The sequence below is a fragment of the Streptococcus sp. 263_SSPC genome (genome assembly GCF_001071995.1).
GTDB lineage: Bacteria > Bacillota > Bacilli > Lactobacillales > Aerococcaceae > Granulicatella.
Map to the genome: position 1 here is coordinate 65,751 of NZ_JVNU01000015.1, position 15,302 is coordinate 81,052.

The 15,302-nt window shown below is 37.4% G+C and carries 12 protein-coding genes; 9 read left to right on the top strand and 3 right to left on the bottom strand.

Annotated features, from left to right (window positions below):
- Nucleotides 1-17: 17 nt before the first annotated feature.
- The 7 genes from dprA to ADH02_RS01295 all read left to right on the top strand — a co-directional run bounded on the left by dprA (nucleotide 18) and on the right by ADH02_RS01295 (nucleotide 7,897).
- Nucleotides 18-884, top strand: coding sequence for a DNA-processing protein DprA (gene dprA, locus ADH02_RS01265; RefSeq protein WP_048781937.1), 867 nt, complete (start codon nucleotides 18-20; stop codon nucleotides 882-884).
- 159 nt (nucleotides 885-1,043) lie between these two features.
- A complete protein-coding gene (topA, locus tag ADH02_RS01270) occupies nucleotides 1,044-3,116 on the top strand; it encodes a type I DNA topoisomerase (RefSeq protein WP_048781939.1) in 2,073 nt (690 codons plus the stop codon).
- A gap of 172 nt (nucleotides 3,117-3,288) precedes the next feature.
- Nucleotides 3,289-4,242 carry a tyrosine recombinase XerC gene (gene xerC, locus ADH02_RS01275; RefSeq protein ID WP_048709816.1) on the top strand — a complete coding sequence of 318 codons (954 nt, stop codon included), beginning with the start codon at nucleotides 3,289-3,291 and terminating at the stop codon, nucleotides 4,240-4,242.
- Entirely contained in the window at nucleotides 4,239-4,769 is a 531-nt protein-coding gene (hslV, locus tag ADH02_RS01280) for an HslVU peptidase proteolytic subunit (RefSeq protein ID WP_048709813.1), read from the top strand. The genes xerC and hslV overlap by 4 nt, the downstream gene beginning before the upstream one ends.
- A 12-nt stretch (nucleotides 4,770-4,781) precedes the next feature.
- Nucleotides 4,782-6,188, top strand: a complete 1,407-nt coding sequence (gene hslU / locus ADH02_RS01285; RefSeq protein ID WP_048781941.1) for an ATP-dependent protease ATPase subunit HslU — start codon at nucleotides 4,782-4,784, stop codon at nucleotides 6,186-6,188.
- Between the two features lie 17 nt (nucleotides 6,189-6,205).
- Nucleotides 6,206-7,009, top strand: a complete 804-nt coding sequence (codY, locus tag ADH02_RS01290) for a GTP-sensing pleiotropic transcriptional regulator CodY (RefSeq protein WP_048781942.1) — start codon at nucleotides 6,206-6,208, stop codon at nucleotides 7,007-7,009.
- A 15-nt stretch (nucleotides 7,010-7,024) separates the two neighbouring features.
- Nucleotides 7,025-7,897 carry an aldose 1-epimerase family protein gene (locus ADH02_RS01295; RefSeq protein ID WP_048781944.1) on the top strand — a complete coding sequence of 291 codons (873 nt, stop codon included), beginning with the start codon at nucleotides 7,025-7,027 and terminating at the stop codon, nucleotides 7,895-7,897.
- A 19-nt stretch (nucleotides 7,898-7,916) separates the two neighbouring features.
- Here ADH02_RS01295 and plsY read toward each other — a convergent pair whose 3' ends face one another.
- On the bottom strand, nucleotides 7,917-8,537 hold the full coding sequence (gene plsY / locus ADH02_RS01300) for a glycerol-3-phosphate 1-O-acyltransferase PlsY (RefSeq protein WP_048781945.1): 621 nt from the start codon (nucleotides 8,535-8,537) through the stop codon (nucleotides 7,917-7,919).
- 165 nt (nucleotides 8,538-8,702) lie between these two features.
- Here plsY and parE point away from each other — a divergent pair, with 165 nt between their 5' ends.
- Entirely contained in the window at nucleotides 8,703-10,763 is a 2,061-nt protein-coding gene (parE, locus tag ADH02_RS01305) for a DNA topoisomerase IV subunit B (protein WP_048781948.1), read from the top strand.
- Between the two features lies 1 nt (nucleotide 10,764).
- Entirely contained in the window at nucleotides 10,765-13,233 is a 2,469-nt protein-coding gene (parC, locus tag ADH02_RS01310; RefSeq protein ID WP_048781950.1) for a DNA topoisomerase IV subunit A, read from the top strand.
- Nucleotides 13,234-13,278: 45 nt separating this feature from the next.
- On the opposite strand, the gene ADH02_RS01315 is transcribed toward parC, so the two are convergent.
- Entirely contained in the window at nucleotides 13,279-14,481 is a 1,203-nt protein-coding gene (locus ADH02_RS01315; RefSeq protein ID WP_065426995.1) for a putative glycoside hydrolase, read from the bottom strand.
- A gap of 5 nt (nucleotides 14,482-14,486) precedes the next feature.
- On the bottom strand, nucleotides 14,487-15,125 hold the full coding sequence (locus tag ADH02_RS01320; protein ID WP_048781953.1) for a YkyA family protein: 639 nt from the start codon (nucleotides 15,123-15,125) through the stop codon (nucleotides 14,487-14,489).
- Nucleotides 15,126-15,302 lie beyond the last annotated feature (177 nt).

The window sequence follows — 15,302 nt, forward strand, 5'->3', positions numbered from 1 at the left end:
CGAGAAGGAGTTTTTTTATGATTTGGACAAAACGTAGATTACTGATTGCTATTGCGATGAGCGATACATTAACTAGTAAGCAATTTTATGAACTATTTGCTCGATTGGATGAAGATATGTCTTTAAACGATACCTTCGTTCTCGGGGATTTGAAGTATTCGCTGCCTGAAGAGACAAATAAATGGATAGAGTCGATGGATTGGGATTTAGAAATTAAAAAATTACAGGATAAAAAGGTTAAAATCTTAACGATTTTGGACGGCGCGTATCCACAAAGGTTGAAAGAGATATACTTACCTCCCATTGTATTGTTTTATAGAGGAAACTTGTCACTCATTAATCAGAGGACAGTTGCTATTGTGGGGTCAAGAGATCATTCTAAATATGCTAAAGAATGTATTCATGAATTAATCCCACCCATCGTTAACGATGGTATTGTAGTTGTCAGTGGATTAGCTCGAGGTGTGGATACTTTAGCTCATGAAGAGGCCCTCAAGACTAACGGGAATACTATTGCAGTTATTGGAAGTGGATTAGATGTGATTTATCCTCCAGAAAACGCAAATCTATACAGTATGATTGGAAATAAAGGGTTACTACTTTCTGAATATCCGCTAATGAGTCGACCTTTAAAATTACATTTTCCATATCGTAATCGCATCATCGCAGGACTTAGTCATGGAGTGTGTGTGATCGAAGCGAAAGAGAAAAGTGGAAGCCTCATAACCGCAAACTTAGCTTTGAGTGAAAATAGAGAAGTATTTGCCGTTCCAGGAAGCATTTTCTCGCCCCATTCAAAAGGTACAAATAGCTTGATTGAAGCAGGAGCGTGTCTAGTTTCCAGCGGTGAAACAATCTCTAAGAATCTTAAATATTTCCCTTAAAATTATAATCTAACAGTTTAAGAGATTATTTTGTTGCCTTGACAAAAAGAATGTGTTTAGATATGATGACAAAAGATAATTTAAGCAATCTCACTATTCTCGGGCTTTCTTAGCTTGAGAGAACTGTTAGATAGAGTGGATTAGGGAAGGAGCCATTTAATGGTGAAGCAAAATCTAGTGATTGTAGAGTCTCCTACAAAAGCTAAAACCATTGAACGCTATTTAGGGAAAAACTTTAAAGTAGTTGCTAGTAAAGGGCACTTACGTGATTTGCCTAAAAGCAAAATGGGCGTAGATATTGAACATAATTATGAACCTCATTACATTTCAATTCGTGGGAAAGGTGATTTAATCAAATCACTTAAAAAAGAAGCAGCAAAAGCAGATGCTGTCTATCTCGCGAGTGACCCGGATAGAGAAGGGGAAGCTATTTCTTGGCATTTAGCTCATTTATTAGGACTTGATTTAAACGCACCTATTCGTGTGGAATTTAATGAGATTACAAAAGATGCAATTAAAGAAGCGTTCAAGAATCCTAGAAAGATTGATATGGACTTAGTGGACGCGCAACAAGCACGTCGTATTTTAGACCGTCTTGTGGGTTATACTTTATCACCTATTTTATGGAAGAAAGTGAAAAAAGGACTCAGTGCAGGGCGTGTTCAAAGTATCGCTGTGAAATTAATTATTGATCGCGAAAACGAAATTAAAGCATTCGTTCCAGAAGAATACTGGACACTTGAAGGCCAATTCAAGAAAGAAAAGAAAGCTTTCACGGCCAATTACTATGGTACAACATCTGAGAAAGCAGCTTTAGAACAAGAAGCTACTGTAAAATCAGTAATGGCAGAACTTTCTGAGAAGAAACCATTCAAGGTTACTAAAGTGACGAAGAAAGAACGCCGTCGCAATCCAGCAGCACCATTTACAACAAGTAGTTTGCAACAAGATGCGTCAAATCGCTTAAACTTCAGAACGCGTAAAACAATGATGGTTGCCCAACAACTTTATGAAGGGGTATCTCTTGGACGTAGTGGTTCTGTCGGTTTAATTACGTATATGCGTACAGACTCAACTCGTATTTCAGCATCTGCTCAAAATGAGGCGTCTGAGTTCATTGAGAAAGAGTTTGGTAAAGAATACTGTCTAGCGACTAAACGCGCTGTAAAGAACGCTGAGGGGGCTCAGGATGCGCACGAAGCCATTCGTCCGTCTTCAGTTCTTCGTACACCAGATTCAATCGCAAGTTATTTAACGAAAGATCAATTGAAATTGTACACATTAATTTGGTCACGATTCGTTGCTAGTCAAATGACAGCCGCCGTTTATGACACTGTACAAGTTGATTTAGAACAAAATAACCATGTGTTTAAAGCGAATGGATCAACTGTCAAGTTTGCTGGATATCAAAAAGTTTATCAAGATAATGCAGATGCGAAAAAAGGAAACGCACTTCCTGAAATGCAAGTTGGGGATGAAGTTCAATTAGCTAAACTAAATCCTGAACAACATTTCACGCAACCACCTGCGCGTTATTCTGAAGCGACTTTAATTAAAACCTTAGAAGAAATCGGCGTTGGTCGTCCATCAACATACGCACCAACAATTGAAACAATCCAAAAACGTTATTACGTTAAACTAGTTTCTAAGCGTTTTGAACCAACAGAACTTGGTTATGTAGTACATCAAATCATTGAACAATATTTCCCAAATATTGTCGATACTCATTTCACTGCTTCAATGGAAGATAATCTCGACCTTGTTGAAGAAGGAAAAGAAGAGTGGGTACAAGTCATCGATAAGTTCTACCAACCATTCAAGGTTGAAGTGGATAAAGCAGAAGTTGAAATCGAGAAAGTTCAAATTAAAGATGAACCAGCTGGATTTAACTGTGAAAAATGTGGACATCCAATGGTCATTAAATTAGGTCGTTTTGGTAAATTCTACGCTTGTAGTAATTTCCCAGAATGTCACCACACTCAAGCAATCGTGAAAGATATCGGTATTACATGCCCAACATGTGGTAAAGGGAAAGTTATCGAACGTAAATCGAAGAAAAACCGTATCTTCTATGGCTGTGATCGTTACCCTGAATGCGAATTTGTATCATGGGATAAACCGATCGGACGTAATTGTCCTAAATGTGACCACTACTTAGTAGAGAAAAAAGGTCGCGGTGGAAAACAAATTGCATGTAGCAATTGCGATTACAAAGAAGCTGTTCAAAAATAAAGATAAAGAGCACTTAGAGAAATCTAGGTGCTCTTTTTATGTGCGTGAAATTATGTTAGTCATTGACTATGACGCAGAATTTGTTAAATATGTATTAATTGTCGTAATAATTTTGACAATTCGGTTGTAAGAAAGTGCTTTCTGTGATAAAGTTAACGATAGGAGGAAGACGATGAAGAACGAAATGCAAGATTTTTTAACGTATTTAAAAGTTGAACGACGTTATTCGCCAGAGACGATTCATGCGTATGACCGTGATATTCAACATTTTTATGACTATTTGACAGAAGTTCCAATTCATTCTTGGAATGATGTCACAGTCGTTGATGTTCGAATTTATCTTGGTGTATTGCACCGCGAAAACTATAACCGTTCGAGTATTTCTCGTTTTCTTTCGAGTTTACGTTCGTTTTATCATTTTCTTGTCGAAAGAAGCATCGTAGAAACAAATCCTTTTGCGTCTATCAGTTACAAGAAGGGTAAAATGCGTCTGCCTGAATTCTTTTATGAGGATGAAATCGAAAAATTTATTGATTCAATCGATGGAAATCAGTCTTTAGACCAACGTAATAAAGCTCTAGTAGAAGTATTATATGCTACAGGTATGCGTGTCAGTGAGTTAACGAATTTAACTCTTGAGCAATTAGACCTTGAAAATAGCATTATTCTCGTCATTGGTAAAGGTTCTAAAGAACGCTATGTTCCGATTGGTGACTTTGCAAGGACGGCCTTAGAAACGTATCTTGAAGAAGGACGCAAAGACTTGATGGCGAAAGAACGTAAGGACCATTCCTACGTTTTCGTGAATCATTTAGGCGATCCACTGACGACTAATGGGGTTCGTTATATTTTAGAAAAACTCATCCAAGAAAGTGGTCTGACACTTAAAATTCATCCGCATATGCTTAGACACACGTTTGCGACTCATTTGTTAAATAACGGTGCGGATATGAGAACAGTGCAAGAACTTCTAGGACACGTAAGTCTTAGTTCGACTCAAATTTATACACATGTGACAAAAGAAGCTCTTCAACAAAATTACCAATTATATTTTCCAAGGTCTAAAGCTGGGAAGAGTGAATTTGATGCAAGTGCCTTTAATAAGAACAATGGAGGAAAATCATGACTACAATTTGTGCAGTAAAAAAAGATAACCAAGTTGCGATGGCTGGTGACGGCCAAGTAACAATGGGTGAAAAAGTGATTATGAAAGGAACCGCTCGTAAAATCCGTCGTATTTTCGACAATCAAGTACTTGTTGGATTTGCGGGTGGCGTTGCAGATGCAATCACTTTAGAAGAAATGTTTGAAGATAAACTCAAACAATTTAAAGGGAACTTACAACGTGCTGCTATTGAAATGGCAAAACAATGGAGAAGTGACCGTGGTTTACAAAAATTAGAAGCGATGTTAATCGTGATGAATAAAGAACAAGTTCTACTTGTTTCAGGAACGGGTGAAGTCATTGAACCAGACGATGGAATTCTAACAATTGGTTCTGGTGGAAACTTCGCTTTAGCAGCTGCTAGAGGGCTCCTAAGATTTGGAGATTCTAGTTTAACAGCAGAAGATATCGCTCGTGAAAGTTTAAAAATCGCTTCAGAAATTGATATTTTTACAAACGATAATATCATTACTGAAACGTTAGCGTAAGGAAGTGGTTGTATGCAAGCAAATATTAGTAAAACACCAAGAGAAGTGGTGTCCGAATTAGATCAATTTATCGTTGGTCAACACGATGCTAAACGTGCTTTAGCGGTGGCTCTTCGAAATCGTTACCGTCGTTTATTATTAGACGAAGAAATGAAAAAAGAAGTGACACCAAAGAATTTATTGATGATTGGACCTACTGGGGTAGGTAAAACTGAATTAGCTCGTCGTCTTGCTAAATTAGTCGATGCGCCATTCGCAAAAGTGGAAGCCACTAAATTTACGGAAGTGGGTTATGTTGGACGTGATGTAGAATCGATGGTTCGTGACTTAGTCGAAAACGCGATTCAAATCGTTACTAAATTAAAACAAGAAGAAGTTAAACCTCAAGCGTTTGATAAAGCCGTTAAGAAATTAGCGAAGATTTTAAAACCAGGAATCATGAAGAAAGTATCAAATCCGCAACAAGATTCACTTTTTAGTATGTTCCAACAAATGGGAATCCAAAATCCTGGATTAGAACCTGAGATGAAAGAAGAAGTCACTGAAGAGATTGCTCAAAAACGACGCGATATTGAGCAACAATTAAGAGACGGCCTTCTTGATTCTAAAGAAGTGACGATTGAATTAACAGAGAAACCAATGCGTATGGCTGGCTCTGGAAATCAAATGGAACAAATGATGCAAATTCAATCCGTTCTTGACCAAATGACACCGAAGAAGAAAATTAGCCGTACTGTTACGGTGAAAGAGGCGTTAGAATTATTAACGGAGGAAGAAGCTAACAACTTAATCAATCAAGAAGATATGCATGCAGAAGCATTAAAACTAGCTGAAACTTCTGGGATCATCTTTATCGATGAGATTGATAAGATTGCAGCTAAAGGCCATAACGGTGGTGAGGTTTCTCGCGAAGGGGTTCAACGTGACATCTTACCAATTGTTGAAGGAAGCCAAGTGAATACGAAGTACGGTGTGATTAATACAGACCATATCTTATTTATCGCATCTGGTGCCTTCCATGTGGCTAAACCAAGTGATTTAATGCCGGAATTACAAGGTCGTTTCCCAATTCGTGTTGAATTACAAGATCTATCTAAAGAAGACTTCGAACGCATCCTAACGGAACCTAAGAATGCATTATTGAAACAATATAAAGCCTTACTAGCAACAGAAAATGTAGAAGTCATCTTTACAAAAGAAGCCGTCTCAAAACTGGCTGAAATTGCTTTTGAAGTGAACAGTACAATGGAAAATATCGGTGCTCGTCGTCTTCATACGATTTTAGAAACAGTACTTGAAGAATTGTTATTTGAAGCGCCATCTATGCAAATGGGAAGCATTCAAATTACAGAACAATATGTTGAAAGTAAACTAAATGCGATTCGTGAGGATCAAGATTTAACGAAATACATTTTATAAAAAAGGAGAATACACTTGTGCGTACAATATTAGCTGATTTACGAAAAATAAACGAGATTGTGCAATACGACAACGTGTGGAGAGACTCAGAAACTGCTGACTTACCATTTAATAAGTTGACTGAAATCTTAGGATCTTTATTAAAAGTCGATTTATATATTGCTTCAATCGATGGGAGAATGCTTGGGATTCATGATGAGTTCCAAGTGAATAACGATCGTATGAAAGAATATAAGGATAGTCGTCAATTTCCAGACTTCTATATGAAAGAATTGACGACCTTAAAATTCACAAAGGAAAATATTCCGGTGACCGATAATTTAACGATTTTCCCGGTTGAATTACACGATAACTTCCAAGAAGCAATGACAACGGTAATTCCAATCTACGCTTCTGGTAAGCAACTGGGATTTGTTGTGATGGGGAAAGAGGGGCAACCTTTCTCTACAGATGATTTAATCTTAGCTGAACATGCTGCAACAGTAATCGGGACAGAAATGCTTCATTGGTATACTCGCAAGATTGAGCAAGAAAAACGTGAACAACAAAATGTCCACCTTGCTCTCAACTCATTATCTTATAGTGAATTAGAGGCTATTAAAGTGATTGTAGGTCTGTTTGATGGAATGGATTTACGATTCACCGCTCTTAAAATCGCTCAAGAATACCATATTACTCGTACAGTAATTGTGAATGCCATCCGTAAGCTTGAATCAGCTGGTATTATCGAAAGCAGAAGTTTAGGTACAAAAGGGACATATATTAAAATTAAGAATGAAAATATTAAGTCTTCACTATTGTCAGAATTAAAACATGCGTAAATCGAGGCGATGATTATGGAAAAAATCTTTATTGAAAATGAGTATTTAAAAGTTGGGATTAAGCTATTTGGAGCTGAACTCACTTCTGTTGTTTCAAAAAAAACAGATACGGAATACATGTATCAACCAGATGGGATTCATTGGAATAAGCAATCCCCGATTCTTTTCCCAAATATTGGAGCGATAAGAGAAAATTCGTTTGTATATGAAGGAAAGACTTATCCTGCTAGAAAGCATGGATTTGCTAGAGATTATGCTTTTCAATTAGAAGAACAAGGAGAAAACTTTGCGACATTCTTGTTAACAGACAAAATGATTGAAGAGGAATATCCATTTGAGTTTGAACTAAGACTTCAATATTCTTTAGAGAATAATGCATTAAAGATGACTTATAGCGTATCAACGACAAGTCCAGAGTTGTATTTTGCCATTGGTGGACATCCAGCATTTGCAGTTCCTCTTGAGAAAGGTCTTACTTTTGAAGATTATCATATTCAATTAGAGAGTGAGGCTCCTATTTCAAAATTGGAGCTAGAAATTCCTTATCTAGCATCTTTAGAGGGTGTTCCTTTTACCGAAGGAGACTTTGCATTGCATCATGATTTATTTACAAATGATGTATTGTTATTTAAATCAAAAGACCCTAAGTTTAAAGGGAAATTGTATTCTCCTAAAGGACAAAGAAGTGTAACGGTTCATTTAAACGGAATCGAAGCAGTTGGAGTTTGGACAATGGCAGACGATTCACCGTTTATTTGTTTTGAACCATGGGATGGTTATCCAGACTTAGCAAGTGAGACTACATTAAACCTCAAAGAAAAGAAAAATATTCTCCGAATCACTAAAGATACACCGTATCAATCATGTGCGACATTTGTATTTGAATAAAAAGAAAAGACACTAAGATTTACTTAGTGTCTTTATTTTTCTTATCCCAAGGCATTGGGACTTTGTTTTCAGTACCATTTAAAATTCGTTGAATGTTGGCTCTATGACGATAAATGATGAAGATATCAATTGCAAGTGCGAATGCTGTTAGCACCCAATCGTTGAAGAGTAGTGATAATAGAACACCTATAGAGATGGTCACCATAGCAGTCAAACTAACCATACGAGTGATTGCAAGCAACACTAGGAAAATAATCAATCCATATAATAATAAGAGTGGTTGATAGGCTAAAATCATTCCTGCAAAAGTCGCAACTGCTTTTCCACCTTTGAATGAAGCAAAGAGAGGGAAAGTGTGACCGATCACTGCAAAAGATGCAATCCAAAGCGGTGAAATACTTGGTTGTTTAAAGATAGTCATTGCAAGAATTGTTGCTAGAGACCCTTTGAACACATCACAGAATAACACAACTGAACCTGCTTTTGGACCAAGAACGCGGAACGCATTTGTAGATCCTAAATTCCCGCTACCAAATTCGCGGATATCTTTTTGAAAGAATGTTTGTCCAATCCATAATCCAGATGGAATAGACCCGAGTAGGTACGCTACAAGAGCACCTATAATAAAAGTAAATGACATAAGTCTATTTCTCCTTAAAACAGTCTAGTGACAGTTTAACATAAAAGGTGCTGTCTATACAACGGATGAGAAAGGTTAATTTAGCGCTGTTTCTAAGGAGAAATCTTGCGAAAATCGCGAAAAACAAGTATTATAGATAAGATGACAAAAAAAGGAGCGTATTAAATGAGCAAAGTAACGAATCAATATAATGATGATGCGATTCAAGTTTTAGAAGGCCTTGAAGCTGTTCGTAAACGTCCAGGGATGTATATTGGATCAACGGATCACCGTGGACTTCATCATTTAGCTTACGAGATTGTGGATAACGCAGTCGACGAAGCTTTATCAGGTTATGCAACAAAAATTGAAGTTACAATTCATAAGGACCAATCGCTTACTGTAAAAGATAATGGTCGTGGAATGCCTACTGGGAAACACGCTTCTGGAATTCCAACGATTCAAGTTATTTTTACGGTACTGCATGCCGGTGGTAAATTCGGTCAGGGTGGATATAAGACATCAGGTGGTCTCCACGGTGTCGGGGCGTCTGTTGTTAACGCGTTATCAGATTGGTTAACAGTAGAAGTGTTACGTGACGGTACTTTATACAAACAATCGTTCAAAAACGGTGGTGAACCTGTAGGAACGGTTAAGAAAGAAAAAACAAGCCGACGTGGTTCTGGGACTTCAGTAACTTTCTTACCAAGTGATAAGACTTTCTCTACGACGAACTGGTCTTATGAGACATTAGCGGAACGTTTAAGAGAATCTGCCTTCTTACTAAAAGGTCTTACAATTGTATTGACTGATGAACGTACAGGTGAATCTGAAACTTTCCATTATGAAGAAGGAATTCGTGATTTCATCCAATATTTAAATGAAGAAAAAGATACATTATCTCCTGTAGTTGATTTTGATAGCACAGTGGATGGTGTTGAAACTGAATTCGCGTTCCAATATAACGACGGCTATTCAGAAACGATTCTATCTTTCGTTAACAACGTTCGTACAAAAGACGGTGGTACTCATGAAGTGGGAATGAAGAGTGCCTTAACGAAAGCATTTAACGAATATGCACGTAAAGTTGGTCTTTTAAAAGATAAAGATAAAAACCTTGAAGGTAGCGATGTCCGTGAAGGATTAACAGCGATTATTTCGCTTCGTATTCCTGAAGAAATCCTTCAATTTGAAGGCCAAACAAAAGATAAATTAGGAACACCTGCTGCACGTGGGATTGTGGATAATACGATTTCTGAGCAATTAGGATTCTTCTTAACGGAGAATGGTGAAATTGCACAGGAATTAATTCGTAAAGCCATTAAAGCACGTGAAGCGCGCGAGGCGAGTCGTAAGGCCCGTGAAGAAAGCCGTAATGGTAAGAAGGGTAAGAAGAAGGAAACGCTTCTTTCTGGTAAATTAACGCCTGCGCAAAGTAAAAATCCTAAGAAGAATGAACTTTACTTAGTAGAGGGGGACTCTGCCGGTGGTTCTGCTAAACAAGGTCGTGACCGTAAGTTCCAAGCGATTCTTCCATTACGTGGTAAAGTAATCAATACAGAAAAAGCATCGATTTCGGATATTCTGAAGAACGAAGAAATCAATACGATTATTTATACAATTGGTGCTGGTGTTGGTAGTGACTTCAAGATTGAAGATTGTAACTATGACAAGATTGTTATTATGACCGATGCGGATACCGATGGAGCTCACATTCAAGTCTTACTGTTAACATTCTTCTATCGTTATATGAAACCATTGATTGAAGCAGGGAAAGTATATCTTGCATTACCACCTTTATATAAGATTTCTAAAGGAACTGGTAAAAAACAAGTCGTTGAGTATGCGTGGACAGAAAAAGAACTAGAAGAAAAGACTAAATTAGTTGGAAAAGGCTACTTATTACAACGTTATAAAGGTCTAGGGGAAATGAACGCTGACCAATTATGGGATACGACTATGAACCCAGATACAAGAACGTTAATTCGTGTAGTTATCGATGATAAAGCACAAGCGGAACGTCGTGTAAGTACATTGATGGGGAACAAAGTTGAACCTCGTCGTAAGTGGATTGAACGCCACGTTGAGTTTGGTCTAGAAGAAGATAAAAGTATTTTAGAATCAGACGTAAATGCTATTAGCACAACAGCTAGTCCGAAAAAAGAAGAGAAGAAACCATCAGTTAAGAAAAAAGAAGCAACAATTGATCATGTAGAACAATTGTCGTTACTAGGAGAGGAGGAATAGTATGAGTCAAATTCAAGATATTCAAGAATTGAATCTGGAAGATGTAATGGGCGACCGATTTGGACGTTATTCAAAATACATTATCCAAGACCGTGCTCTTCCTGATATCCGTGATGGTTTAAAACCTGTACAACGTCGTATTTTATATGCAATGTCTATCGATGGAAACACAAGTGATAAACAATTCCGTAAATCAGCTAAGACTGTCGGTAACGTAATCGGTAATTTCCACCCACACGGAGATTCTTCAGTTTATGAAGCAATGGTTCGTATGAGTCAAGATTGGAAGCTTCGTGATGTATTAATTGAAATGCACGGGAATAACGGTAGTATGGACGGAGACCCAGCTGCTGCTATGCGTTACACGGAAGCTCGTCTTTCTAAAATTTCAGAAGAATTACTGAGAGACCTAGATAAGCAAACCGTTGAATTCGTATTAAACTTCGATGATACCGAAGAAGAACCAACTGTACTTCCTGCTCGTTATCCAAACCTTCTTGTAAATGGTGCAACTGGGATTTCGGCTGGTTACGCTACGGAAATTCCAACGCATAACTTAGGAGAAGTGATTGACGCAACCATTCATGCAATTGACCATCCTAAAGCGATTGTGAAAGAATTAATGCAATTTGTGAAAGGTCCTGATTTCCCGACAGGAGGAATTATCCAAGGGATTGAGGAATTGGAGCAAGCGTATGAAACTGGACGCGGTAAAGTGGTTATTCGTTCGAAAACGAAGATTGAATCAATTAAGGGTGGAAAATCACAAATTATCATTTCTGAAATTCCATATGAAGTAAACAAAGCTTTATTAGTGAAGAAGATTGATGAAATTCGCTTGAATAAGAAGATTGACGGTATTGCTGAAGTAAGGGACGAATCTGACCGTACAGGGCTTCAAATCGTTGTTGAATTGAAGAAAGAAGCCAACGCGGAAGGGATTCTAAATTACTTATTGAAGAATACAGACTTACAAGTCAATTATAACTTCAATATGGTGGCTATTGATGAACGCCGTCCAGTACAAGTAGGCTTAAAAACAATTCTAACTTCGTATATCAACTTCCAAAAAGAAGTGATCACAAGACGTACACAGTATGATTTGAAGAAAGCTCAAGAGCGTTTGCATATCGTAGACGGTTTGATGAAAGCTTTATCGATTCTAGATGAAGTAATCGCCTTAATCCGTAACAGTAAAGATAAGAAACACGCTAAAGAACGTTTAGTGGAGACATACGACTTCACAATGATTCAAGCAGAAGCGATTGTAAGCTTACAATTGTATCGTTTAACAAATACAGATATTACAATCCTTCAAAACGAGAAGCTTGATTTAAATGAGCAAATCGCAACTTTCTTAAGTATCTTAAAATCTGAGAAGACTCTTCTTCAAGTGATGAAGAGTGAACTTCGTGATTTGAAGAAGAAGTATGCAACTCCTCGTTTAACGCAAATCCAAGCAGAAATCGAAGAGATTAAGATTGAAACTGAAGTATTAGTCACTGAGGAAGAAGTCTATGTTGTTGCTACTAAACAAGGGTACTACAAACGTGTTAGCCCACGTTCATTTGCTTCAAGCGCTCCAGAAGAAAATGGAATGCGTGAAGGGGATGAAGTGATTCTTTGCCAAAAAGCTTCAACATTAGATAACTTAATTCTATTTACTTCTAAAGGAAATTACTTACACTTACCAGTACATGAAATTCCAGAAGCGAAATGGAAAGATGTCGGAAACCACTTAAGCCAGTCTATTTCTTTAGGTAGCAACGAAGTCATTCTTACTGGATTCATTAAAGCTAAAGATAGTGATGAGTCTTATAAAGATTGGACGGTTGTCTTCTTTACAAAAGAAGGCTTAGTGAAACAAACATTATTCAATGAGTTCACAACGTACCGAGGATACAAGACTCGTACAAGTAACGCGATGAAACTTAAGACTACGACTGATGAAGTAGTGAAAGTAGTTGTGACAAATCCAGAAGGCCTAGAAGTATTTATCGTAACGCACTGTGGATTTGGTTTACGCTATGAATTAAGCGAAATTCCAGTTGTTGGTACAGTAGCCAGCGGTGTGAAAGCAATCAATCTTCGTAAAGAAGATTTTGTTGCTGGAGCGATGGTGTACTCATTAGAACATAAAGTTGTTTCTGCATTCCTTACAACTCAACGTGGTGCTGTGAAACGATTCAATGTATTAGAAATCTCAATGCTCACACGTGCAAAACGTGGACTCATGGTTTTACGTGAATTGAAAACAAAACCACATCGTGTCGTATTCTTAGATGGAGAAATCACTTCAACTAGCGAATACACGATTGTTGCTGGAAACGGCGAAACTAAAGTTGTTAGACCAATGGACTTAACGCTTGTGGATCGCACAAGTAATGGTTCAGCGCTATTAGGAGATACTGACCAAGAAGTGAAAGCAGTATTAGCAAACTTTGATTACAGTTCATTAACACAACAATAAAGACATAGAAAAGGACTTCCAAATGATTTTGGAAGTCCTTTTTGATTAGAATTTAATTTCAGTTGAATATTGAGAAGCTGCGTTCCAGAGCAGATACTCGGTTACACCGGCTTCTTTTAGAGCTTGAATCTCTTCGCTAATGACATCAGCAGTATAGAGCTGATAGTTTCCTTCGCCAAGGAAGTCTGCCGTGAAGGCTTGAATCCAAGGCCTTGAGATTGGAGAAGGGTTTAATGTCTTCACATATCCTTTTTCAATCACCATATAACGTTTCACGATTTCGTAAGGATTTTTATCAGGATCTTTTACATCAAGCGCGTAATTAACCCAGTGACTTGGGAAAATCATCGGTGAAATTACATCTACTTTATCCGCGATGTTAACAAATTTTTGTCCAATACCACCGATTTTTGATTCAGTAATCGCATGCGCTAAAATATCCGCTGATAGATGAACACCATATGGTTGTAATTTTTCACGAATAAACGCTACAAAGTCTGTGATAGCAGCGATACGAGCTTCATCATCGTTTTTAATATGAGCGTAATCACCTTTATCAAATACTAAGTCGTCAGATACTGTCTCGAATCCAAGAGGGAAACGAACGTAGTCTAATTGGATATCTTTAAATCCCGCTTTAGCAGCACCAATTGCAATTTCAGCAATATATTCCCAGTTTTCTTTAAGGAATGGATTTAAGAATGTTTCGCCGTCATCGGTATACCAAAGTTGGCCTAACGCATTTCTAAATGAACGTTTAGGATTTTCTTTTGGTAAATAACGATCCCCAAAACAGACAATACGAGCAATTGGATAAATTTTTTCTTGCTCGAGTCGTTTCAGAAGAGCAGTTGTGTCAGGCACTTCGTTAACGGTATGTTTCTTCACCAGTTGATTATCTGTATCCAGTGGCATGGTAATTTTTCCATATCCATCACGTACATCGATTACAAGAGAATTGATTGGAGTCGACTTAACAAATTGAATCATGTTCTCTAAGTCTTGTCCTTTAGCACGGAATGCTTGCAGGTAGACACCTTTAACGCCATCTTCAGGATATGGAATAGAGATTCCGGAATCATAAATATGTTCCTGTGGAATATTCGTTGGCATACGTAGTAAACTGTTCGTTCTTAAATTCAACTTACTATTAGCAGCATCTTGTGCGTTTGCTATAGGATAGAAAGCGAGTAGAGAACTAACGGAAGCTACAGCGAGCGCGCTTGTTAATAAAGTTTTTTTCTTCATAATGATTACTCACCCTTTCCGTTGTTCGCCAAACGAGCTTTTAGAATTCGAATCGGACGATCTAACTCACTGATAGGAGAATTAATCTCTTCGATAATTTGTTGACGTTCGTTAGCAGAGTTGTTCACTTCAATGATGAGTGATTTCAATTCATCGTTTGTTTGTTTTCCTCCAGAAATGCTAACGAAGAACTCAGCTTCTTTTTCTAATTGTTTTTGAGACATTTCAGAGTAGTTCTTTAAATGATTAACAATCGATTGAAGATTTGATACTACAATTTGAATTTCTGCTGAAGGGAGATTCTTATCCTTCAAGTTACTTAGTCTAGTCGCATCATCTGATAAAACTTTGAGCGATTTTTGCATAGACTTCAACAATTGCTGACGTTCTTGAATATTGGTGAATACTTTACCCGTTTTCTTAGCGTAAGTAGTCATCGTGTAATCTTCTTGGATATCCGCTTCCCAGTCTGATTGTAACGAATTTTCTAACGCTTGAATGTCATTTAATTGTTGAACGACAACAGGTAAGGTATCTTGTACTTCTTGAACAGTAGATTCGGCACTTTTCTTTGTATTACCGCAAGCTCCTAAAAATAAGAACCCAGCGCTAATCAAGAATACCTTGGCTGCGATTTTTTTCATAATACACTCCTTTTACAGTAATGCGTTTTCTTGTTGATATTATACGTGTATTTTGATGATTTTTCAATCTTTTGGTTGATTTTTAGGACTTTCTCCCCATTTCAGTTAAATTTTACCAGTTTTTACCCCTTGAGTGGAAAAAAGTATTTCATTTTAACCAGATTTTCAGTTCGTTGA